The sequence below is a fragment of the Leifsonia sp. fls2-241-R2A-40a genome, assembly GCF_030209575.1.
GTDB lineage: Bacteria > Actinomycetota > Actinomycetes > Actinomycetales > Microbacteriaceae > Leifsonia.
Map to the genome: position 1 here is coordinate 3,505,055 of NZ_JARVRS010000001.1, position 20,579 is coordinate 3,525,633.

The 20,579-nt window shown below is 70.2% G+C and carries 25 protein-coding genes; 9 read left to right on the plus strand and 16 right to left on the minus strand.

Annotated features, from left to right (window positions below; all coding sequences use genetic code 11):
- The first annotated feature begins 157 nt into the window (after positions 1-157).
- The gene (locus tag QRN40_RS17270) at positions 158-703 is read left to right on the plus strand and encodes a murein hydrolase activator EnvC family protein (protein WP_285117149.1); all 546 of its coding nucleotides are present in this window, start codon (positions 158-160) and stop codon (positions 701-703) included.
- 42 nt (positions 704-745) lie between these two features.
- Here QRN40_RS17270 and QRN40_RS17275 read toward each other — a convergent pair whose 3' ends face one another.
- The 4 genes from QRN40_RS17275 to QRN40_RS17290 form a co-directional block, all read right to left on the minus strand.
- Positions 746-1,675, minus strand: a complete 930-nt coding sequence (locus tag QRN40_RS17275; protein WP_285117521.1) for a tyrosine recombinase XerC — start codon at positions 1,673-1,675, stop codon at positions 746-748.
- 137 nt (positions 1,676-1,812) lie between these two features.
- Complete coding sequence (gene dprA / locus QRN40_RS17280; protein ID WP_285117150.1) at positions 1,813-3,210, minus strand: DNA-processing protein DprA; 1,398 nt, start codon at positions 3,208-3,210, stop codon at positions 1,813-1,815.
- Positions 3,207-4,754, minus strand: coding sequence for a YifB family Mg chelatase-like AAA ATPase (locus QRN40_RS17285; protein ID WP_285117151.1), 1,548 nt, complete (start codon positions 4,752-4,754; stop codon positions 3,207-3,209). Before QRN40_RS17285 ends, dprA begins: the two co-directional genes overlap by 4 nt.
- A complete protein-coding gene (locus tag QRN40_RS17290; protein ID WP_285117152.1) occupies positions 4,754-5,110 on the minus strand; it encodes a YraN family protein in 357 nt (118 codons plus the stop codon). Before QRN40_RS17290 ends, QRN40_RS17285 begins: the two co-directional genes overlap by 1 nt.
- 148 nt (positions 5,111-5,258) lie before the next feature.
- Between QRN40_RS17290 and QRN40_RS17295 the strand changes: the two genes are divergently transcribed.
- Entirely contained in the window at positions 5,259-5,804 is a 546-nt protein-coding gene (locus QRN40_RS17295) for a YbhB/YbcL family Raf kinase inhibitor-like protein (RefSeq protein WP_285117153.1), read from the plus strand.
- Positions 5,805-5,844: 40 nt separating this feature from the next.
- Here the strand turns inward: QRN40_RS17295 and QRN40_RS17300 are convergent, their stop codons facing one another.
- The 4 genes from QRN40_RS17300 to QRN40_RS17315 form a co-directional block, all read right to left on the minus strand.
- Positions 5,845-6,168 (minus strand): DUF2469 family protein, encoded by a 324-nt coding sequence (locus QRN40_RS17300; protein WP_018190696.1) that lies wholly within the window; start codon positions 6,166-6,168, stop codon positions 5,845-5,847.
- A gap of 85 nt (positions 6,169-6,253) precedes the next feature.
- Positions 6,254-6,916 (minus strand): ribonuclease HII, encoded by a 663-nt coding sequence (rnhB, locus tag QRN40_RS17305; RefSeq protein WP_285117156.1) that lies wholly within the window; start codon positions 6,914-6,916, stop codon positions 6,254-6,256.
- 142 nt (positions 6,917-7,058) lie between these two features.
- Positions 7,059-7,406: a 50S ribosomal protein L19 gene (gene rplS / locus QRN40_RS17310; RefSeq protein ID WP_285117159.1), complete on the minus strand. Its 348-nt coding sequence runs from the start codon at positions 7,404-7,406 to the stop codon at positions 7,059-7,061.
- A gap of 203 nt (positions 7,407-7,609) precedes the next feature.
- Entirely contained in the window at positions 7,610-8,110 is a 501-nt protein-coding gene (locus QRN40_RS17315; protein WP_285117160.1) for a hypothetical protein, read from the minus strand.
- A gap of 96 nt (positions 8,111-8,206) precedes the next feature.
- Between QRN40_RS17315 and map the strand changes: the two genes are divergently transcribed.
- Positions 8,207-8,971 (plus strand): type I methionyl aminopeptidase, encoded by a 765-nt coding sequence (map, locus tag QRN40_RS17320; protein WP_285117163.1) that lies wholly within the window; start codon positions 8,207-8,209, stop codon positions 8,969-8,971.
- A gap of 19 nt (positions 8,972-8,990) precedes the next feature.
- Here the strand turns inward: map and trmD are convergent, their stop codons facing one another.
- The gene (gene trmD / locus QRN40_RS17325; RefSeq protein WP_285117165.1) at positions 8,991-9,674 is read right to left on the minus strand and encodes a tRNA (guanosine(37)-N1)-methyltransferase TrmD; all 684 of its coding nucleotides are present in this window, start codon (positions 9,672-9,674) and stop codon (positions 8,991-8,993) included.
- Positions 9,675-9,694: 20 nt separating this feature from the next.
- A complete protein-coding gene (locus tag QRN40_RS17330; RefSeq protein WP_285117167.1) occupies positions 9,695-10,906 on the minus strand; it encodes an MFS transporter in 1,212 nt (403 codons plus the stop codon).
- 46 nt (positions 10,907-10,952) lie between these two features.
- Here QRN40_RS17330 and QRN40_RS17335 point away from each other — a divergent pair, with 46 nt between their 5' ends.
- Positions 10,953-11,621, plus strand: coding sequence for a GntR family transcriptional regulator (locus QRN40_RS17335; RefSeq protein WP_285117168.1), 669 nt, complete (start codon positions 10,953-10,955; stop codon positions 11,619-11,621).
- A gap of 73 nt (positions 11,622-11,694) precedes the next feature.
- On the opposite strand, the gene rimM is transcribed toward QRN40_RS17335, so the two are convergent.
- Genes rimM through rpsP form a run of 3 tightly spaced genes read right to left on the minus strand, consistent with a single transcriptional unit; the run spans position 11,695 to position 13,043 of the window.
- Complete coding sequence (rimM, locus tag QRN40_RS17340; protein WP_285117169.1) at positions 11,695-12,324, minus strand: ribosome maturation factor RimM; 630 nt, start codon at positions 12,322-12,324, stop codon at positions 11,695-11,697.
- A 1-nt stretch (position 12,325) separates the two neighbouring features.
- Complete coding sequence (locus tag QRN40_RS17345; RefSeq protein WP_090042196.1) at positions 12,326-12,556, minus strand: RNA-binding protein; 231 nt, start codon at positions 12,554-12,556, stop codon at positions 12,326-12,328.
- A 4-nt stretch (positions 12,557-12,560) separates the two neighbouring features.
- The gene (gene rpsP / locus QRN40_RS17350; protein WP_285117172.1) at positions 12,561-13,043 is read right to left on the minus strand and encodes a 30S ribosomal protein S16; all 483 of its coding nucleotides are present in this window, start codon (positions 13,041-13,043) and stop codon (positions 12,561-12,563) included.
- A 181-nt stretch (positions 13,044-13,224) separates the two neighbouring features.
- Here rpsP and QRN40_RS17355 point away from each other — a divergent pair, with 181 nt between their 5' ends.
- The 4 genes from QRN40_RS17355 to QRN40_RS17370 all read left to right on the plus strand — a co-directional run bounded on the left by QRN40_RS17355 (position 13,225) and on the right by QRN40_RS17370 (position 16,671).
- Complete coding sequence (locus QRN40_RS17355) at positions 13,225-14,361, plus strand: glutamate--cysteine ligase (RefSeq protein WP_285117173.1); 1,137 nt, start codon at positions 13,225-13,227, stop codon at positions 14,359-14,361.
- Between the two features lie 72 nt (positions 14,362-14,433).
- Positions 14,434-15,114 carry an SGNH/GDSL hydrolase family protein gene (locus QRN40_RS17360; protein WP_285117174.1) on the plus strand — a complete coding sequence of 227 codons (681 nt, stop codon included), beginning with the start codon at positions 14,434-14,436 and terminating at the stop codon, positions 15,112-15,114.
- A gap of 35 nt (positions 15,115-15,149) precedes the next feature.
- Complete coding sequence (locus QRN40_RS17365) at positions 15,150-15,842, plus strand: SGNH/GDSL hydrolase family protein (protein WP_285117175.1); 693 nt, start codon at positions 15,150-15,152, stop codon at positions 15,840-15,842.
- Between the two features lie 82 nt (positions 15,843-15,924).
- Positions 15,925-16,671, plus strand: a complete 747-nt coding sequence (locus tag QRN40_RS17370) for an SGNH/GDSL hydrolase family protein (RefSeq protein WP_285117176.1) — start codon at positions 15,925-15,927, stop codon at positions 16,669-16,671.
- 14 nt (positions 16,672-16,685) lie between these two features.
- Here QRN40_RS17370 and ffh read toward each other — a convergent pair whose 3' ends face one another.
- Genes ffh through ftsY form a run of 3 tightly spaced genes read right to left on the minus strand, consistent with a single transcriptional unit; the run spans position 16,686 to position 19,704 of the window.
- On the minus strand, positions 16,686-18,266 hold the full coding sequence (ffh, locus tag QRN40_RS17375) for a signal recognition particle protein (protein WP_285117177.1): 1,581 nt from the start codon (positions 18,264-18,266) through the stop codon (positions 16,686-16,688).
- Between the two features lie 49 nt (positions 18,267-18,315).
- A complete protein-coding gene (locus tag QRN40_RS17380) occupies positions 18,316-18,819 on the minus strand; it encodes a DUF2004 domain-containing protein (RefSeq protein WP_285117178.1) in 504 nt (167 codons plus the stop codon).
- 9 nt (positions 18,820-18,828) lie between these two features.
- Positions 18,829-19,704, minus strand: a complete 876-nt coding sequence (gene ftsY, locus QRN40_RS17385; protein ID WP_018190678.1) for a signal recognition particle-docking protein FtsY — start codon at positions 19,702-19,704, stop codon at positions 18,829-18,831.
- A gap of 35 nt (positions 19,705-19,739) precedes the next feature.
- Between ftsY and QRN40_RS17390 the strand changes: the two genes are divergently transcribed.
- A complete protein-coding gene (locus tag QRN40_RS17390; protein WP_285117182.1) occupies positions 19,740-20,546 on the plus strand; it encodes a CHAD domain-containing protein in 807 nt (268 codons plus the stop codon).
- Positions 20,547-20,579: the final 33 nt, after the last annotated feature.

The following is a 20,579-nucleotide window of genomic DNA, read 5'->3' on the forward strand; positions in this document are numbered from 1 at the left end:
TATAGGTCCTGCTCACAGGAGGCCGGATGTGCGCGTTATGCACCGGTTCGCGGGCTGGGGCGGTGCGGTTGGCGAGCGGACGCAGAGTGGATGAGTGGTGGACGGATCGGCGAGGGAAGGGGTCGGGATGTTGTGTTTGGCGTGGGGACCATCGCGGGTGGTCGCTTGGGCGCTGGTCGTCGCATGCGTTGCGGGGTGGGTCGTGGTGCCGGAGGCCATCCCCGCGCCAGCAGCCGCAGTCGTCGGGTTGGTGCCAGGATCGACGGCGAACGCGGCGGCATCGCGGGCCGAAGGGACGTGGGAGTGGCCGCTCGCCGAGCACCGGCTGACGGCCGCCTACGCGGCCCCTGCGACGCGGTACGCCGCCGGACACCGGGGGATCGACCTCGCGGCTGTTGCCGGCTCGATGGTCGGGGCTCCTGCCGCCGGGGTGGTGCGGTTCTCGGCGGTGGTGGTCGACCGGCCGGTGCTGACCCTCGACCACGGCGACGGCGTGCTGTCGAGTTACGAGCCGGTGCGGTCGGACCTGCCGGTGGGCGCCGTGGTGGCGCGCGGAGCGGTCGTGGGCACGGTGGCATCCGGTGGTCACTGCGATGGATCGTGCATCCACGTCGGAGTCCGCGTGAACGGCGAGTACGTGTCGCCCATGCGGTTCTTCGGCCGCGTCCCTCCGGCGGTGCTGCTGCCGTTGGGTGCTGGGTGAGTTGAGCGCCCGGGGTGCTGGTTCCCCATACTCGCGACGCCGTCAGGCGCGGGGGTGCGCGATCCGGTACGCCTCCTTGAGCCGTTCGGTGGAGACGTGAGTGTAGATCTGGGTCGTGCCGAGGCTCGCGTGGCCGAGGAGTTCCTGCACCGCGCGAAGGTCCGCACCCCCGTCGAGGAGGTGGGTCGCTGCCGTGTGCCGGAGGGCGTGCGGGCCCGACGGACCGCCGCCCGGGACGTCCGCCAGGAGCCCCGCGACCAGTTCGTAGACCGCACGGGTGCCCAGTCGTGCGCCACGCGACCCGAGGAACAGCGCAGGTCCGGATGCCGCGGCGACCAATCGCGGCCTCCCCATGCGGAGCCATGCGCGGAGCGCGTGCAGAGCCGGCACGCCGAAGGGGACCACGCGTTCTTTGGAGCCCTTGCCGACGACCCGCACGGTCAGCCGGTCGAGCTCCACATCGTCCACGTCGAGCCCGGTCAGCTCTGACACGCGGATCCCCGCCGCGTACAGCAGCTCGATCACGGCGACGTCCCGGACGGCGCCCGGATCGCCCTCCTCAGCGCGTGCGGCCAGCCCGGCCAGGATGCCGTCGATCTGCTCTCGGGTGATCACCCTCGGCAGCGTCTTGTCGGCTTTCGGCGCCCGCAACCGCGCCGCGGCGTCGACGGCATCCGCGGCCCCCGTATCGCCGCTGCTGTCTCTCGTCCGTGTCAGCCAGGCGCTGAACCCGCGGGCGGACGCGGACCGGCGCGCCAGGGTGGACTTCGCGAGTCCTCGCTGGGACCCCTCCCACAGCCAGTCACGGTACAGGTCCAGCGTCAGCTCGGAGGCCGACCCGACCCCGCGCTCCCCCGCGAACGCGGCGAGCGCCGAGAGGTCGGCCCGGTACGCGCGCACCGTCTGCGGCGAGTACCCGCGCTCCACCGTCAGGTGGAGCGCGTACTGCTCGATGGCCGCTGGAAGGTTCACCCCCTCAGCTTCGCCCCCGAGACCGGCCGCTCCCGGCAGCGACGCGCGATCCGGGTCGCCCACGATCGCGGCGACCCTTGCCATGCACGGACCACGGGATGAGCGGCCCCCACCTCATCCGCGGGCTCGCCCTCCGATCATCGGCGCGTGCTCTCGGTGCGCGTCCAGCCGCCAGCACGCTCCCGCGCTCGTCCTGCCAGATCGAGTCGCCCGAGGATCGCGGCCACCGTGGTGAACGGCAACGCCGCTCGCACCGCGATCTCGTCGGCGCTCGAGCCACCGGAGGCGGACATCGCCGAGAGGATCCTGCGCTCGACGTCCGGGCCCGGGCCCGTTGCGGCCTTCTCATCGCCGTGCGAGACGGTTACGGCCGACGTTACGGGCTCTGTACTGTCCGCCCCTCTGACGCGTGGGCCGGTCCCGTACGGGTCCGCGAGCTCAGCCATCTCCTCCGTCGTCGTCACGCAGACGGCGTCGTACTCGCGGATCAGACGGTGACACCCCGCAGACGCAGGTGAGAGCACGCTGCCGGGCACAGCGCCCAGCGGACGCCCGAGCTGGGACGCGTGACCGGCGGTGTTCAGGGACCCGGACCGCCGGCCGGCTTCGACCACCACCGTGGCGGACGCGGCTGCGGCGATGAGCCTGTTCCGCATCAGGAACCGCCAGCGCGTGGGCGCGTTGCCCGGCGGGAGTTCCGCGGCCAGCACGCCTTCGGCCGCGATGCGACGGAGCAGCTCGTTATTTCCCGCTGGGTAGAGACGATCCACCCCTCCCGCGAGGAAAGCCACCGTGAGACCGCCGCTCACGAGCGCAGCCCGGTGCGCGGCGGCGTCGATCCCGTAGGCACCTCCGGACACGACGGCGAAACCGCGGTCGGCAAGACCCGCTGCACTCTCCATCGCGACATGTTCCCCGTACTCCGTCGACGCACGCGCGCCCACCAGGGCGATCGACCGTTCGAGCCTCAGCAGCCCATCCGCGTCGCCGCGCACCCACAACGCGATCGGCGACCCGTTCTCGAGCGACGCCAGGCCGTCAGGCCATGCCTCGCTCTCCGGGGTGAGCAGTCGGGCACCCAGCGTTGCGGCCCGCTCCAGCGCCCGGGACGCCTCGGCGAGCGACAGCCGAGGCCGCCACCGAGCCAGGCATTCTGTGAGACGCCGCTCCGACGGCACGCCCTCCGCCTGCACCTCGGCCGACGGCGGGTGCTCGGAAGCCAGATCGGTCACAGGCCCACCCAACACACCGGCGGCGGATCCGCCAGGCCCGCTGGCGGACGAGGCGGCCGCCTCCCGGATACGTCGGACCTCCCATCCGTCGACGATCGCGCCCAGCAGACAGGTCGGGCCCAGGAGGTCGAGCAGCCGTCCCGCATCCAGGTCCCCCGGTTCGATCGCCGTACTCAAGGCCGCGCGGGCGAAGCGGTCCGCGATTGCCGCCGGATCCACTGCCCCTTCGCCCGGCGTCACAGGAGTCAGCAGGCGCATGATCTCGTGTTGCGGGATCCCCGGAACGCTCCCCTGGCCGGTCATGCGGCGATCCCCCGTCGGAGGAAGAGCGCGCGGCCCACGTGATCGACATCCGGTGAGGACGCGTCGTCGAGATCGGCGAGCGTCCAAGCCAGCCGCAACGTGCGGTCGTAGCCCCTCATGGTGATGGCGCCGCGCTCGAGGGCACGGTCGAGCGGCGAGATCGCGGTCGGCCCGAGCCGCCGCTCCCCCGCACGCAGCCAGCTGCCCGCCGCGTCCGCGTTGCGCATCCAGCCCGTCCCGGCGAGCCGTTCCGCCGCGCGCGCTCGTGCGGCTTCCACCCGAGCGCGGAGCTCCTGACTGGTCCGGCCTACGGGACGCGGCTCGGCCGCGGAACGCAACGCCGCCAGCCCGAGTCTCCGCACCGTCAACCGGATGTCAACCCGGTCGAGCAGCGGCCCGGACATGCGGGTGAGGTAACGCCGTCGCGCCATCGGCGAGCACGTGCATTCCGCATCCGCCGAACCGTAGTGACCGCACGGACAGGGGTTCGACGCGAGCACGAGCTGGAACCGTGCGGGGAACGTCGCAGCTCCGCTCGCCCGGTGGATGGTGATGCTCCCGTTCTCCAGCGGTTGTCTCAGGGCGTCGAGAACCGACGGTGGGAACTCCGCGGCTTCGTCGAGGAACAGCACCCCGTGGGTCGCGCGGACGATCGCCCCCGGCGTGATGCGCCCGCTGCCGCCGCCCACGAGGGAGACGGCGGATGCGGTGTGATGCGGAGCCTCGAACGGCGGCCGTCGAACCAGCTCGGCGCCGACCCCCAGTCCGACCAGGGAGCGGATGCACGTCGCCTCCAACGCGTCGCCTCCGGCCAGGTCGGGCAGCAGCGTCGGGAGCCGACGCGCGAGCATCGTCTTTCCTGCTCCGGGCGGTCCGACCATCGCCAGGTGATGACCGCCCGCCGCCGCCGCGACCAGTGCCTCTACGGCTTCATCGTTGCCCGTCACCTCGGCCATGTCCGGCTCGGGCTGGACGCGGCGCTCCGCGGCAGGAGGCAGCACCGGCTCCTCGTCGCCCTCCGGAGCGTCGAGCTCGGCGCCGTGGAAGATCGCGGCTGCTCGGAGCCCGGTCACCGCGACGACGTCGATCCCGTCGACGAGCCGGGCCTCATCGGCGTTCCCCGCGGGAACGAGGACCCGAGGGAAGCCCGCCTCCCGCGCGGCCAGCACCGCGGGCAGCACCCCGGGCACCGGCCGCAGGCGACCGTCGAGCCCGAGTTCGCCCAGGTGCACAGCACGCGCGGCCGACTCCGCCGGCACCGCCCCCGCCGCCGACAGCGCCGCGACAGCGATCGCGAGATCGAAGCCGGAGCCCTGCTTGGGCAGGGCCGCCGGCGAGAGGTTGATGGTCAGCTTCTTCTGCGTCAGCGGACAGCCCGCGTTCACGGCGGCCGCGCCGACGCGCTTCCGGGACTCTCCGAGCGCGGTGTCCGGCAGGCCGATCAGCACGAAGGCAGGCAAACCTGCCGAGATGTCGGCCTCTACCTCGACGACGTGACCCCGCACGCCGTCGAGAGCGATGGCGAAGGTACGAGAGAGCGACATCAGACGATCCCGGCCAGGTGCTCGACGTTAGGGCGCTCGCTCCACGCATTGGTCACCGCGACCGCGTCGATGCGCACCGACACCGCACCCGGTTCCCGCTCCCGGCACCACGCCGCGGCCAGGCGACGGAGCCTCGCGGCCTTTCGTGAGGTGATCGCCTCGAACGGATGCCCGAACGTCAAGGACGACCGCGTCTTCACCTCCGCGAACACCATCGTCGTGCCCTGTCGCAGGATCAGGTCGAGCTCCCCCGAAGGACACCTCCAATTGCGGTCGACCAGGGTGTACCCCTGCTCCTGCAACCACTCCGCCGCGACCTGCTCGCCGCGCCTGCCCAACTCGTCTTTCTCAGCCATGTTCTTGCCTCCGCGACCAGCCTTGCGGCCGGGCGCTCCCGCAGGAGCGCGGTCACCGGATCTGTGGAGAGCTGCCAAAAGCCGGCGGGTGTGAGCGAGAAGCTCCCGTGGCGGCTACCGTGGACAGGCCGACGACGAAGGGAACCTCATGGACTGGATCGGTCGACTCCTCCGCAGCCGCCGAGCCGGGGAGGAGTCGCTCGCCTGGCACCGATCGGGCCTGGACGCTGCTCCGGCGATCGGCGTGACGAGCCCGGATTTCCGTGACGACACCCCGATCCCGAAGCGCAACGCCGGTCGCCCCATCGGAGAGAACGTCTCCTCCGCCCTGCAGTGGTCGGGCGTCCCGCCGACCGCTCAGGAACTCGTCCTCATCGTCGAGGACGCCGATGTGCCGTTCTCCCGGCCGATCGTTCACGCCATCGCGCGACTCGCTCCGGATCTCACCGGACTCGCCGAGGGAGACCTCGAGGCCGGTGGTGCGCACGGCGAAGGGCGCGGTTCATTCGACCGGCCCGGCTATCACGGGCCGCGGCCCATCCCCGGTCACGGCCCGCACCACTATGTATTCCAGCTGTTCGCGCTGGACCGACCCATCCCGGGCGACTCCACCCTCCGACCGCGCACCATCATGGCGGCGATGTCCGGGCACGTCCTCGCACGCGGTCGGCTGACCGGAACGTACGAGCGCTGACCCAGCGCGCAACGCGAAGCGCACCGAGGCGCTCACGCGCTCACTCGTCGAGCGCGAGTTCCTTGGGCAGCTCGAACTCCTTGGACGAGAGCTCCTCGATGTTGACGTCCTTGAACGTCAGCACCCGCACCGACTTCACGAACCGGTCGGCGCGGTACACATCCCACACCCACACGTCGTTCATCGTCAGCTCGAAGTAGAAGTCGTGCTCCGTGTCGCGGCGCACGAATTCCACCTCATTCGCCAGATAGAAACGACGTTCCGTCTCGATCACATACTTGAACTGCGAGACGACGTCCCGGTACTCGCGATACAGTGCCAACTCGACCTCGCGGTCGTAATCGTCGAACTCGTCTTCATCCATCGTCCGTCAAGTCTATGCCGGATGTGCCGCCCGCGCTCCGGCAGCGGCGAACTGTGGACAACCGCGAGGTGTGGGCGGGACGGCGTCAGTCGACGACGTCGATCAGCGCGGGCTGCTTCAGCCAGGTGAGCCGGTGCAGCGCGCTCGGCCCCAGCTCGGAGATCGCGGCGAAGTGCTCGGGCGACGAGTAGCCCTTGTTGCTCGCCCATCCGTAGCCCGGGTAGTCGCGGTCGTGACCGATCATCATGCGGTCACGGTGGACCTTCGCGATGACCGAGGCCGCTGCGACCGACGCGCAATCACGGTCGGCCTTGATGCGCGTGACGACCTTCGCCGGACGCATCAGCGCGGGGTTGAGGTAGTCGTAGTTCCCGTCGAGGATGAGCGTGCTCTCGTGCACCAGGGCGCCCTGCTCCTCCAGCTGGGCGAGGGCGCGGGCGCCGGCGAGTCCCAGGCAGCGCATGATCCCGAGCGAGTCGACCTCCGCTGCGGACGCGAGGCCCACAGCGTGGTGCATGGCCCACTTGCGGCACAGCGGGTCGAGCGTCTCGCGTACCGGTTCCGGCAGCAGCTTGGAATCGCGGAGTCCCGGCGGGATGCGCTTCACGGCCGTGTCGATGACCACCATGCCGACCGCGACCGGCCCGGCGAGGGCGCCGCGGCCCACCTCGTCCACGGCCACGATCGAGGTCACTCCCTCGCGGTAGAGGGCCTTCTCGAACCGCAGCGACGGCGACACCGGGGTCATCATCCGCTCGTCACACCTCCACCGTCGAACCAGCTGACCGTTTCAGGATAAACGCTCCCACGGCCGCATCCCGACACCGAATGGAGCGAGCCCCCGGTCCGAATTCGGACCGGGGGCTCGGGATGCTCGGGAGGCGAGACGCTCAGTTCTCGCGCTTCTCCTTGATCTTCGCCTTCTTGCCGCGCAGCTCGCGCAGGTAGTACAGCTTCGCGCGACGCACGTCACCGCGGGTGACGACCTCGATCTTGTCGATGACCGGGGAGTGAACCGGGAAGGTACGCTCCACGCCGACCTGGAAGCTGATCTTGCGGACCGTGAAGGTCTCGCGGACGCTCTCGCCCGAGCGACCGATGACGACGCCCTGGAAGACCTGGACACGAGAGCGGGTGCCCTCGATGATGTTCACGTGCACCTTGACGGTGTCGCCGGCGCGGAACTCCGGGATGTCCTGCTTGAGGGACGCGGAGTCAAGCTGGTCGAGGATGTGCATGGCTGTTCGCTCTCTGTGCCCGCCGCAGGTCGGGAACGGACTTGGGGCCGGCTCCGTTCAGGAGCGACGACCGTCTGGGTTCGGTTTATGGGTGTCCGCGATGAGTGCTGGCTCCCCTGTGGCAGAGCCTGGCCGCGGCACAAGGTTCAATTCTGCCATGCCGCGCCCCTCTTTGCCAAAGCGGGCCGGATGCGCTGCGCGGATCAGGAGCGGCGGTCCTGGCGCTCCTCGATCACGATGTATTCGCCGGCGTCCATCGCGGACTCCTCCGGCTGGGGCACCTGCCGCGGCTGGGCGGCGCGCTGGTAGGCGTCGAAGGTCGCCTGGACGCGCGTGCGGGTCTCCCTCAGCAGCTCCCACACCACCACCCAGAAGATCGCGACGAAGAGCAGGATGCCGAGGACGGCGAACCACCCGGTGAGTCCGGGCACGAAGAAGCCGAACGCGATGATCGACAGGTGCCAGGCGGCGAAGAGACCGACGTCGTACCAGGAGACGGCGCGGGTCGAGCGGACGCTCCGTCGCGCCATCACGATGCCGCCGACCACGAGCATCGCGACGAACAGGATGGGGCACAGCAGCAGGAGGCCGAGGAACGACCATCCACTTCCCTGATTGAAGGCGGCCCAGCCGACCAGAAGCCACGCCGGGAGCACTATGGCGGACGGGAAGAGCCACCAGTAGAACGCCTTGCGGATGATCACGGCCCCAGCGTAGTAGCGGATGCCTGTGCTGCGGCTGCGGGTTTCCCGCACGCGCACCTGAGAGACTGGAGGCGTAGGACACCGAGAGGAGCACGTGTGATCGAGCTGAGGACGCCCGCCGAGATCGAGCAGATGCGGCCGGCCGGGCGCTTCGTGGCGGACGTGCTGGCGCAGACCGCCGCAGCCGCACATGTCGGCGTGAACCTCCTCGAGCTGGATGCGCTCGCCCACGACCTGATCCGGCGACGCGGTGCGGAGTCCTGCTACATCGACTACCACCCCTCGTTCGGCGCAAGCCCGTTCGGCAAGGTGATCTGCACGTCGGTGAACGACGCCGTGCTGCACGGGCTCCCCCACGACTACCGGCTGCAGGACGGCGACCTCCTCACCCTCGACTTCGCCGCGAGTGTGGACGGCTGGGTCGCCGACTCCGCGGTCAGCATCGTGGTCGGCACGCCCCGCGACGAGGACCTCCGCCTCATCGACACGACGCGGCGCGCGCTCGCGGCCGGCATCCAGGCCGCGCAACCGGGTGGCCGGGTCGGCGACATCTCGGCCGCCATCGCTGCGGTCGCGCACGCCGAGGGCTACTCGATCAACACGCAGTTCGGCGGCCACGGTGTCGGCCGCACCATGCACGGCGACCCGCACATCTCCAACGACGGCCGGGCCGGGCGCGGATACCCGCTGCGGCCCGGGCTCGTCATCGCGATCGAGCCGTGGTTCCTGGAGTCGACGGATGAGATCTACACCGACCGCGACGGCTGGACCCTGCGCAGCGCCGACGGCTCCCGCGGAGCGCACTCGGAGCACACCATCGCCATCACCGATGACGGTCCGCTGGTCCTGACCGCGCCGTAGCGGCGCCGAGCCGGCCCGCTCAGTCCAGCAGGTCGGGACGCACCGCGCGAGTGCGCTCGAGCTGCTGCTCGCGCCTCCACGCGTCGACCGCGCCGTGGTTGCCGGAGAGCAGCACCGGCGGGACCTCGCGCCCGCGCCACACGGCCGGCTTGGTGTAGCTGGGGTACTCGAGCAGGCCGTCCTCGTGCGACTCCTCCACCAGGCTCTCCGGATTGCCGACCACGCCCGGGATGAGCCGGCCGATGGCCTCGATCATCGCCATGGTCGCGACTTCGCCGCCGTTGAGCACGTAGTCGCCGATGCTGATCAGACGCACGCGTGCGCGAGACGCCGTCTCGTCGAAGACGCGCTGGTCGATGCCCTCGTACCGACCGCACCCGAACACCAGGTGACGCTCCTGCGCGAGCTCCCGGGCGGTCGCCTGGGTGAACACCTCGCCGGCCGGCGACGGGAAGATGACGACCGGGTCGGTGTCGTCGCCCAGGATGCCGTCGAGCGCCTCGCCCCACGGCTCCGGCTTCATGACCATCCCGGCTCCCCCGCCGTAGGGAGTGTCGTCGACGGTCCGGTGGCGGTCGTGGGCGTGGTCGCGGAGGTCGTGCACGCCGAGTTCGATGAGACCGGACTGCCGGGCCTTGCCGAGCAGGGAGATGTCGAGCACATCGAAGAAGGTCGGGAAGATCGTGACGATGTCGATGCGCATCCCTGAATTCTACGGGGCGGCTAGGCGGGCACGACCTCGAGGTCCCGGTCGCGCGGCACCAGGGGCGTCGCCACGGCGGGGCACACGGCGACCAGGGCGAAGGCGATCGGATAGCCGACCCAGCCGATGAGCGCGCCGACCAGCGGTCCGACCACGGAGGCGGCCAGGAACTGGCCCGTGTTCTGCGCGCCCAGCGCCCGCCCCGACCAGAACGGGCCGGCGATCTCGGCGACCGAGGTGTAGGCGAGGCCGTTGTCGGCGACCGTCACGATGGCGGCGACGATCAGGATGACGGCCGCCGCCACCGAACCGAGCGCGGAGGCCGCCGCCAGGAGCAGCATCGCGGCGACGGCGCACAGCGACACCCAGCGCAGCGGTCGGAGATGGCTGCCGACGCGGTCGCTCAGCACGCCGATCCCGATGCGGCCGATCGCTCCGGCGAACTGGCTGATGCCGATGACGATGCCCGCCAGAAGCGGTGGGAAGTGCAGCTGAGAGACCAGCCAGACCAGTCCGAAGGTCGACACCGTGAACTGCGGCACCACGAGCAGCATGGACACCGCGTGGATGCGCCACAGCAGCGAGGTCTCCCGGTACGGCCGCCACACGGCCTGGGGATGCGCCTCCGTCCCGTCCTCCGTGCGGCGCGCCGGCCGCGGCGGGTCGACGATGCCGATCGCGCACAGCACGGCGGACACGGCGCACAGCACCGCCGGGACGATCAGAGCGGCGGCGATCCCTCCGGCCGAGGCGAGCACCGGGACGGTCACCGCGGCGATCGCGACGCCGAGCGGCTGGCACATCTGACGGATGCCCATCGCGAGACCCCGGCGCTCCTTCGGGAACCAGCCGATCACGACGCGACCGCTGGCGGCGTTGGGGCTGGCCGACGCCATCCCGCCCACCAGGAACAGCGCCCCCAGGGCGATGTAGGAATCGACGAACATCGCGGCGAACGCCGCGAGGGAGGTGACCGCGAGGCCGGAGGCGATCACCCAGCGCTCGCCGATCCGGTCGCTCAGCGCTCCCCAGGCGATCAGCGTCAGGACCAGCCCCAGCGTCGGCGCAGAGGCGAGGAGCCCGGCCTGCGCGAGGCTCAGCCCGCGTTCGGTGTGCAGGAGCGGGATGAGGAAGGCGGGCGTCGAGACGAAGACCGTCGAACTGGACTGCGCCAGGACGCCGAACGCCAGCATCAGCCACGGTCGGGGTCGTCGCACGATTCGGCTGCTCACGGGTATACCCTAGCGGTATACCGAACCGGTATACCAAAGGAGGATCATGGTCGACCCCGCCCTCGTCGCCGAGCCCGCCCGAGCCTACGAACGCCTCCGCACCCAGATCCTCGACCTCGACCGGGTCCCCGGGGCCCGCCTCACGGAGCGCGGGCTGGAGACGGAGCTCGGCGCATCCCGGACTCCCCTGCGCGCCGCTCTGATGCGGCTCGAATCCGAAGGTCTCGTCTCGAGGGACGGCCGCAACTGGCAGGTCTCCCCCATCGACCTCGGCGAGATCGCGCGGCTCAGCGAGCTGCGGGATGCGGTCGAGACGGCCGCCGCACGGCTAACGTGCGCCCGCGCCTCGGACGCCGACATCGCCGCGCTCGCAACGCACCTCCACGGCTTCGACGACCGGCGCACGAACGACGAGGCCGTCCGCGCAGGGACGGATTTCCACGTCCGGCTCGCTGCACTCTCCGGCAACCACTTCCTCGCGGACGCCGTCGACTCCGCCATGGTGCGACTGGCGCGATCGCGCTGGCTCGTCGTCCGCAGCGAGGAGGCGTGGGACGAGCACCGCGAGATCCTCGAGCTGGTCGCGGCCCGTGAGTCGGACGAGGCCGCTGCGCGCATCCACGAGCACATCGTGGGTACACACGAGCGCCTGCTGTCGGCGTTGGATGCCGACGCACGAATGCTCCGCGGCCGCGGGCTGGCCATCGTCTCCTGAGCGCCATGGATCCCGCCACCAAGCAGTGGCACCGAAAAGGAAGAGGGCGACCCTGTGGGTCGCCCTCTTCTAGTTATTCGGTTGTCTCGTCTTCGGAGCCGCTGTCGTCAGCCGACTCTGGATCGTCGTCCGGAAGCTCCTCGAAGAGGCCCGCGGGCGGCGTCAGCGTCACCGTTCCGGCCGTCACGTCGACCTCCGGGACGATGGCCTTGACGAAGGGGACGAGCACTTCGCCGGCCGGGGTCGCGATCGCGAGCAGATCCTGCGCGGGCAGGTGATCGACGCGCGCAACGCGCCCGACGGACACGCCGTCGCGGAGCGCATCCAGACCCACCAACTGGTGGTCGTACCAGGCGTCGTCCTCGTCGGGCAGCTCTTTGACGTCCTGGCTGACCCAGAGGATGGCCTTGACGAGCGTCTCGGCCTCGGTGCGGTCATCGACGCCGGCGAAGAAGCCGACGGCGTGACCGTTGTACCAGCGCAGCTCGTTGAGCTCGAGTGTCTTGCCGTGCCACTTGGATGACGTCGGCACCTGAAGGGTGAAGACCGCACCCGGGACGAACCGCTTCTCCGGCTCGTCCGTGTACAGCTCGATCTTCAGCGCGCCCTTGAGGCCATGCGCCTTCGTAAGGCGCCCCACCCGCAGCTCGGTCTGATCGGGCCGGGGGGCGACCTCCTTGCGAGGCAGTTTGTGGTCGGCCACCTCAGTCGTCGACGACGTCGACGCGGACGCGCCGGCCGTCGGCCAGTGCGGCCACCAGCGTGCGGAGAGCCTTGGCCGTGCGGCCGGAACGGCCGATCACCCGGCCGAGGTCCTCGGGATTCACGCGAATCTCGAGGACCTCGCCACGCGGGGAGCTCTTGGCCACGACGTGGACGTCGTCAGGGTGATCGACGATCCCCTTGACCAGGTGCGTGAGCGCGGGTGCGAGCAAGACGTCAGGCCTTCTCGTCCGAAGCGTCATCCGCGATGGCCTCGGCCTCGGCGACGACGTTGGCCTCGGCGGCCTCCTCGCGCTCGACCTCGGCCTCGACGACGGCCTCCGCCTCAGCGGAGACGGCAGCAGTCTTGTCGGCCTTCGGCTTGAGGACCGGCTTCTTCTTCTCGTCGGCGACGAACTCCGCCTTGCCCTCGGCGACCTTGACGGTGCTGACAGCGTTCTTGTCGCCTTTGAAGCGGCCCCAGTCGCCCGTGAGCTTCAGCAGCGCGGTGACCTGCTCGGTCGGCTGGGCGCCGACGCTGAGCCAGTACTGCGCGCGGTCGGAGTCGACCTCGATGCGCGAGGGCTCCTCGGTCGGGTGGTACAGACCGATCTCCTCGATCACGCGACCATCGCGCTTGGTGCGCGAGTCGGCGACGACGATGCGGTAGTACGGAGCGCGGATCTTGCCCAGGCGCTTCAGACGGATTTTGACAGCCACGATTCTCCTGTTTGAGTGGATGAGATGTGTCGAACTGACTGCCGTGGGCGTGGGGGCACACTCGGCAGGAGGTCTAATGTTCGTCCCACGTGCCGGATAGAGGGTCGGGCACGGTGAACTCAACTAGCTATTCTGTCAGACATTGCGCCGCTTTGAACAATCGGATGGACGGGACGACCGCATGCAGATCGAATTCTCGGAGTCCGAGCGCTCCACCGTCGGCATCGAGTGGGAGATCGCCCTGGTCGACGGCTCCACCGGAGATCTGGTGCAGATCGCCGATGAGGTGCTCCGCGAGCTCGGCACGGCCGACGGCGAAGAGCATCCGCAGATCACCCACGAGCTGCTGCTGAACACGGTGGAGCTGGTCAGCCGGGTCCACAAGACGGTCCCTGCCGCCATCACCGACCTGCAGGAGCTGATCGGGCTCGTCCGCGGTGTCACCGACCCGCTGGGCGTCGAGCTCATGTGCGCGGGGACGCATCCCTTCGCCCAGTGGTTCGACCAGAAGGTCACGCCGAATGAGCGCTACGACCGGCTGCTCGACCGCACGCAGTGGTGGGGCCGGCAGATGATGATCTGGGGCGTCCACGTGCACGTGGGGATCGACTCGGTCGACAAGGCCCTCCCGATCGTCAACGGACTGCTGTCCTACTACCCGCACCTGCAGGCGCTGAGCGCATCCAGCCCGTTCTGGGCGGGTGCGCGCACGGGCTACGCGTCGAATCGTGCCCTCATGTTCCAGCAGCTGCCGACCGCGGGGCTGCCGTGGCAGTTCGGCACCTGGGCGAACTACGAGGAGTACGTGCAGGATCTCGTCACCACGGGCGTCGTCGAGGACCACTCCGAGGTGCGCTGGGACATCCGCCCCTCGCCGAAATGGGGCACGGTCGAGATGCGCGCCTGCGACGGCCTCTCCACGCCGGACGAGGTCGGCGCGGTCGCGGCGCTCATCCACTGCCTGACCGACCGGATGTCCGGTCGGCTGGACGAGGGCGTCGAGCCCGTCACCCTGCAACCGTGGTTCGTGCGCGAGAACAAGTGGCGCGCCGCCCGCTATGGCCTGGATGCGGAGATCATCGTCGCGCCGGACGGGAGCGAGCGGCTCGTCTCCGACTCGCTCCGCGAGCTGGTGGACGACCTGCAGCCCGAGGCGGAGCGGCTGGGATGCGTCGACGAGCTCGCGACGGTCCTGACCATCCTGGAGACGGGCGCCAGCTACCAGCGCCAGCTGGCAGTGGCGGAGGCGAACGGCGGCAGCCTGCAGGCCGTCGTGAGCTCGCTGACGCACGAGCTGCGCAGCGGTCTCGCCCGCTGACGCGCGCTGACTCCCACTGCGCACCGGATACGCGCTGAGCCGATCCATAGGGACCGCGCGTACCGTGTGGGCATGCTCGCACGACGCCCCCTCGCCGCTGCGGCGACCGCGATGACGGCCGCTCTGCTGGCCCTCGCGGCACTGTCGGGGTGCGCGACTGCGAACGCCGCATCCGATGCGGGCAGTCCCGCTGCCGTCGGGTCGTCGTCCGCGTCCGGCGAGCGGGTGGCCGTGATCGGTGACTCGATCGAGTCCGGTCTCGGGCTCGAGCCGTCCGAGGCGTGGCCTGCCTTGGTCGCGGCGAAGCAGGGCTGGCGCCTGAGCAACCTCAGCGTGCCCGGCGCCGGGTTCGTCGCCCAGGGCTCCGACGGGAACGATTTCTCCGCCCAGGTGGACACGGCGATCGCCGGCAAGGCTCAGCTGGTTCTGATCGGCGCGTCCGACAACGACCTGGGAGACGATGCGGACGAGGTGACCGCGGCGATGCAGAAGTCCATCGTCCGGCTGAGCAGCGAACTCCCGGATGCGCAGATCGTCGGGTTCAACGCGCTCTCCGGTCAGGCGAGCGACGACGATCTGGCCGCGGTCGACGCGAGCCTCCGGCAGGCGGTGCTGGACGTCGGCGGGACCTGGCTCGACCTGGGGCAGCCGTATCGCGGTCGCGCCGGACTGGTGCAGGACGACGACGAGCACCCCACCCTTCCCGGCCAGCAAGCGATCGCGGCCGTCGCCGAGGCGAAGCTCGGCCTGTGACAGGGCATCCCCGAGCGACGACTACAGTTGATGCAGTGACGGCCCGACGCTCGCCCCTTGCCCTTCTGATCGCTGCCCTGGTCTCCGTATCGCTGGTCGGCTGCACAGCCGCAGCCGGGAACCCGTTCTCGACGACCTCGACCCCGGTACCGACGCCGACCAGTTCGCAGCATTCCGTGACGGCCGCGGCCATCGGCGACTCCATCGCCATCGGCAACGGCGTGCCGGCGGAGGACGCCTGGCCGCTCCTGGTGGCCCAGCGCTTCGGCTGGACGCTGAGCGACTTCGGCGAGAGCGCCGCCGGCTTCACGGCGAAGGGACTCAACACCCACATCTTCGACGACCAGGTGAGCGCGGTCATCCGCGTGCATCCGGACGTCGTGATCGTCGGCGCCACCCGCAACGACGTCTTCGCCCCGACCGCGACCCTGAAGCAGGCGGCGACGGCCGCCCTCCAGCGGCTCCGTGCGGCGCTCCCGAAAGCGAAGATCATCGGCGTCAGCGCCCTCTGGGGGTCGGATGCGACTCCCGCGCAGATCCCCGTCATCTCGCAGACCGTGAAGGCCGCCGTGCTCTCGGTCGGCGGGTCGTGGGTCGAGCTCGGCCAGCCGTTCACGGGCCACCCGGAACTCGTGCTGGCGGACCACGTGCACCCGACCGTGCAGGGGCAGAAGCTCCTGGCGGACAGGATCTCCCGGGTCATCGCCGCGGACCTCGCCAAGGCCTGACGGGCGGGGCGTACCACTCCATCGACACGCCCGGGAGTCGAACACAGCTTTCTCGCAGGTTCGACCCTCTAACGTCACTCCCGTGCGCACCCTCACCCGACGCCGCTCGCGCCCACTGAGCACCCGACTCCCCCTGCTCGCGCCTGCGGCCGTGACGGTCGCCCTCCTCGCCCTGGCCGGCTGCTCCGCGACGCCGACGGCTCGGCCCGTCGCCGCGCAGTCGACGACCATCGCCGCCCCCGCAGCGGGCGCGATCCGGCAAGGCAGCACCGGCACCCTGGACGCGGTCGCGATCGGCGACTCCATCGCCTTCGGCAAGGGCGTGACGCCGGCAGAGGCTTGGCCCGCCCTCGTCTCCGCCGCGCACGGCTGGCACCTCACCGACCTGGCTGTGTCCGGCTCCGGCTTCGTCAAGCCGGGCTGGAACGGCTCGACCTACCGGCAGCAGGTGGATGCGGCACTCCGCCTCCACCCCGAGGTCATCCTCCTCGCGGCGACGCGGAACGACCGCGACCAGGAGCCTGCCGCGGTCACCGCCAACGCCGACCGGATGCTCCGCGAACTGCGGGAGAAGTTCCCGGACGCCACGATCGTCGGCGTCACCGGCATCTGGGGCTCCGATCAGCCGCCCGCGACGATGACGCACGTGGACGAGATCGTCGGAGACGCCGTGCGCGACGTCGACGGGACGTGGCTCGACATCGGCTTCCCGCTCGTCGGACACCAGGAGCTGCTGCAGCCGGACGGCATCCACCCGAACGCCGCCGGGCAGAGGCTCGTGGCGCGGACGATCGAGTCGAAGCTCCGGCCGCTGAACCTGGCGCTTTAGCTCTCGCTTGAGGCTTAGCGGCCCAGGAACTTCTGCAGAGAGGCCAGCTCCTCCTCGGAGGGGCCTCCCGCCTGTGCGCCCTGCGGGGCTGCGCCGCCGAGGCCGAAGCCGCTGCCGCTCGGCGTCGAGCCGCCACCGGGCGTGACGCCCGCCGCCAGCGCGGCGTTCTCCGCTGCACGACGCGCCGGGTTGCCCGAGCGCGAGCCCTTCTTCTTGTTCTTCTGCTGCTTGCCGCGGCCGGCATACGAAGCGCCGGGGATCGGGCCCATGCCGGGAACGTTCGGCACTCCGCCCTTCGCGACGGTCTTCATCATCTTGGCGGCCTGCTCGAAGCGATTCACGAGCTGGTTCACCTCGGTCACGGTCGAGCCGGAGCCCTTCGCGATGCGGAGCCGGCGGGAACCGTTGAGGAGCTTGGGATTCGTCCGCTCGGCCTTCGTCATCGACTGGATGATGGCTTCGGTGCGCACGATCTCGCGCTCGTCGAAGTTGTCGAGCTGCTGCTTCATCTGCCCGGCGCCGGGCAGCATCCCCATCATCTTCTTGATGGAGCCCATGTTGCGCAGCTGCTGCATCTGCTTCAGGAAGTCGTCGAGCGTGAAGCTGTCGGTCGCGAACTTCTCGGCGACCGCACGCGCCTCCTCCTCGTCGAAGGCCTGCTGCGCCTGCTCGATGAGGGTGAGGATGTCACCCAGGTCGAGGATGCGGGACGCCATGCGGTCGGGGTGGAACGGCTCGAAGTCGTCCAGGTTCTCGCCGGTGGACGCGAAGATGATGGGTCGGCCGGTGACCGAGGCCACCGAGAGCGCTGCGCCACCGCGGGCGTCGCCGTCGAGCTTGGAGAGCACGACGCCGGTGAAGTCGACGCCGTCCTGGAACGCCTTGGCGGTCGCCACAGCGTCCTGACCGATCATCGCGTCGATGACGAAAAGAACCTCGTCGGGATCGGTCGCCTTCCGGATGTCGGCGGCCTGCTTCATGAGCTCGGCGTCGACACCGAGACGGCCCGCGGTGTCGATGACCACGGTGTCGTACTGCTTGGTCTCGGCGAACTTCAGCGCATCCTTCGCGACACGCACCGGGTTGCCGACGCCGTTGCCGGGCTCGGGCGCATAGACGGGGACGCCGGCCTGGTCGCCGACGATCTGGAGCTGCTGCACGGCGTTCGGGCGCTGGAGGTCGGCGGCGACGAGGAGCGGAGTGTGCCCGTCCTTCACCAGCCACTTGCCGAGCTTGCCCGCGAGGGTCGTCTTGCCGGCGCCCTGGAGGCCGGCGAGCATGATGACCGTCGGCGGGCGCTTCGCGAACTGCAGACGGCGCTGCTGGCCGCCCAGGATGCCCACGAGCTCCTCGTTGACGATCTGCACGACCTGCTGCGCCGGGTTGAGGGCCTTGTTGACCTCGTCGCTCAGCGCGCGCTCGCGCACCTTCGCCGTGAAGTCCTTGACCACGGGGAGCGCCACGTCGGCATCGAGCAGCGCGCGGCGGATCTCACGGACAGTACCGTCGACGTCGGCCGGCGACAGCTTGCCCTTGGTGCGCAGATTCTTGAAGGTGTCCGCAAGACGGTCGGACAGGGTGCCGAAAGTAGCCATGATCTATATATCTTACCGGGCGACGTTGGCTGAACGCCGCGAGCGTCGATCAGTCAGCCGAGGTCTCGACCGAGACCACGTCGCCGCGCACATCGAACGCGACCGTCAGCAGCGCATCCGTCTCGTCCGGGGCGATCGAGTAGTCGAACGTCGCGAAGACCTCGTCCTCGTCGGAGTGGTCCGCCTGGATGACGACGCTCAGCAGCTGCAGCGACCGAAGCACGTCGATCGCGATATCGCCCGAGTTGTAGACGAGCAGATCGACCAGGCTGTCGCCGAGCTTCTCGACGTGCTCGTCGATGTAGCTGGTGGTCGCCGACTGGCGGGAACTCAGCTCGGCGATCAGAGCGTCACGGGCGCGGGCGTCGAAACCCTCGAGCGCCTGGATGAGCGCCGCGGCGGAATCCAGAGCGAACTCCGGAACCCGGCTCTCGTCGTCCGCCAGCAGTTCGACGTCCACGGTCTGCTCCCCCAGCTCGACCGTGTCGTCCCAGGCCAGTCCGCCGCTCGCCGTCTCGTCGACGAGGCCGAAGAAGTCGTGCTCGATCGCCATGGCGTGACCTTATCCCACCAGCTGCTGCGCGAAGACGTGCGGAGTGAAACCGGTGAGGTCGTTGATCCCCTCGCCCTGGCCGACGAGCTTGATCGGGATGCCCGTCCGCTCCTGCACCGCCAGCACGAAACCGCCCTTGGCCGAGCCGTCGAGCTTGGTCAGCACGAGACCCGTGACCCCGGCGTGCTCCAGGAACGCCTCGGCCTGCGCCAGCCCGTTCTGCCCCGTCGTGGCGTCGAGCACGAGCAGGACCTCCGCGATCGGCGCCTGCTTCTCGACCACGCGCTTGATCTTCGACAGCTCGTCCATCAAGCCACCCTTGGTCTGCAGGCGGCCGGCGGTGTCGATGATGACGATCTCGGTGCCGTCGCGCTTGGCCTTCTCGACGGTCTGGAACGCGACGGAGGCCGGGTCCTGGCCCTGCTGCTGCGGACGCACGATCTCGGCTCCCGCGCGCTCCGCCCAGGTGGCCAGCTGCTCGACGGCCGCGGCGCGGAAGGTGTCCGCAGCACCGACGACGACGGAGCGGTCGTAGGTGCGCAGGAACTTCGCGAACTTGCCGATCGTGGTCGTCTTTCCGACGCCGTTCACTCCGACGACCAGCACGATCGCCGGACGGTCGCTCAGCTTGAGCGTGGTGTCGAGCTTGGAGAGCCGCTCCTCCATCGTCTCGCGCAGCATCCGCTGCAGGTCGGCCGGGTCGGTGGTGTGGTAGCGCTCGACCTTCGCGCGGAGGTCGTCGATCACCGCCTCGGTGACGTCCGGGCCGAAGTCGGCCGTGATGAGCGCCGTCTCGAGGTCGTCCCAGGTGTCGTCGTCGATGGTCTTCTTCGCGAACAGCCCGCGGAGGGCGCCCGACAGAGACCAGGGGGTGCGGTCAGCCATGACATTCAGACTAGTGGCGGTTGTACGGTGTGCTCATGTACGCACTCGTGGGCGTCTCGGCGGAGCTCGCCGAACAGCTCGTCGCGATCGAGATGGGCGGGGACGACGCGGTGCACCAGGCACGGACGCGGGTGCGGCGGCTGCGCAGCATCCTGAGCGTGTACCGCACGGCGTTCGAGCGGGATGCGCGGCGCAGCATGCGGGACCGGCTGAAGCGCCTCGGCGGCCGGCTCGGAGCCGTGCGCGACCTGGAGGTGCGCGCGCGGGATCTGGACGACCTGCTGGAAGCGGACTCCCCGCCCGACGTGATCGATGCGGTCGAGGCGCTCGTGGCGGAGGCGCGACAGGACTACGAGAAGGCGCACGCCGCTCTGCTGCGGCACCTGAGCGGACGGGCCCACAGGGAGCTGATGGCCGACCTGCAGCGCTTCGCGGCCGACCCGCCGCTGGCGAAGGCCGGGCGAACCCATCCGCGGCGCGTCGCACGGAAGGGACTCGCGAAGGCGGCGGACCGGGTGCGCGGCGCGGCGGGGTACAGCCTGGAGGAACGGCACGAGGCCCGCAAAGCCGCACGACGGCTGCGCTACGCGGCCGAGGCGGTGGTGGACGACCTCGGGCGCGACGCAGTACGGAGCGCCGCGGCGGCGGAAGCGATCCAGGATGCGCTCGGCGATCACCGCGACCTCGTCCTGCTGGCGCGCTACCTGCGCGAGAGGACGGCCGGACGGGACCTCAGCCCGGCTGCCGTGACCGGGATCGCGCTGCTCGCCACCGAGTGCGAATCCCGCGCGCAGGAGCGGCTCGCCGGTCTCGAGGACAAGATCGCCGCCATCGAGCCGTGAGCCGATGCTCGTATCCGGATCGAGTGGCGACAG

Excerpts from the sequence above, each read along its gene's own strand:
- dprA (WP_285117150.1), bottom strand. The coding sequence starts at position 3,210 with ATGACCGGCCAGGGGAGCGTTCCGGGGATCCCGCAACACGAGATCATG.
- QRN40_RS17390 (WP_285117182.1), top strand. The coding sequence starts at position 19,740 with ATGTACGCACTCGTGGGCGTCTCGGCGGAGCTCGCCGAACAGCTCGTC.
- ffh (WP_285117177.1), bottom strand. The coding sequence starts at position 18,266 with ATGGCTACTTTCGGCACCCTGTCCGACCGTCTTGCGGACACCTTCAAG.
- ftsY (WP_018190678.1), bottom strand. The coding sequence starts at position 19,704 with ATGGCTGACCGCACCCCCTGGTCTCTGTCGGGCGCCCTCCGCGGGCTG.
- QRN40_RS17295 (WP_285117153.1), top strand. The coding sequence starts at position 5,259 with ATGGACTGGATCGGTCGACTCCTCCGCAGCCGCCGAGCCGGGGAGGAG.
- QRN40_RS17290 (WP_285117152.1), bottom strand. The coding sequence starts at position 5,110 with ATGGCTGAGAAAGACGAGTTGGGCAGGCGCGGCGAGCAGGTCGCGGCG.
- QRN40_RS17300 (WP_018190696.1), bottom strand. The coding sequence starts at position 6,168 with ATGGATGAAGACGAGTTCGACGATTACGACCGCGAGGTCGAGTTGGCA.
- rnhB (WP_285117156.1), bottom strand. The coding sequence starts at position 6,916 with ATGACCCCGGTGTCGCCGTCGCTGCGGTTCGAGAAGGCCCTCTACCGC.
- QRN40_RS17335 (WP_285117168.1), top strand. The coding sequence starts at position 10,953 with ATGGTCGACCCCGCCCTCGTCGCCGAGCCCGCCCGAGCCTACGAACGC.
- trmD (WP_285117165.1), bottom strand. The coding sequence starts at position 9,674 with ATGCGCATCGACATCGTCACGATCTTCCCGACCTTCTTCGATGTGCTC.
- QRN40_RS17380 (WP_285117178.1), bottom strand. The coding sequence starts at position 18,819 with ATGGCGATCGAGCACGACTTCTTCGGCCTCGTCGACGAGACGGCGAGC.
- rplS (WP_285117159.1), bottom strand. The coding sequence starts at position 7,406 with ATGCACATCCTCGACCAGCTTGACTCCGCGTCCCTCAAGCAGGACATC.
- QRN40_RS17360 (WP_285117174.1), top strand. The coding sequence starts at position 14,434 with ATGCTCGCACGACGCCCCCTCGCCGCTGCGGCGACCGCGATGACGGCC.
- QRN40_RS17285 (WP_285117151.1), bottom strand. The coding sequence starts at position 4,754 with ATGTCGCTCTCTCGTACCTTCGCCATCGCTCTCGACGGCGTGCGGGGT.
- QRN40_RS17355 (WP_285117173.1), top strand. The coding sequence starts at position 13,225 with ATGCAGATCGAATTCTCGGAGTCCGAGCGCTCCACCGTCGGCATCGAG.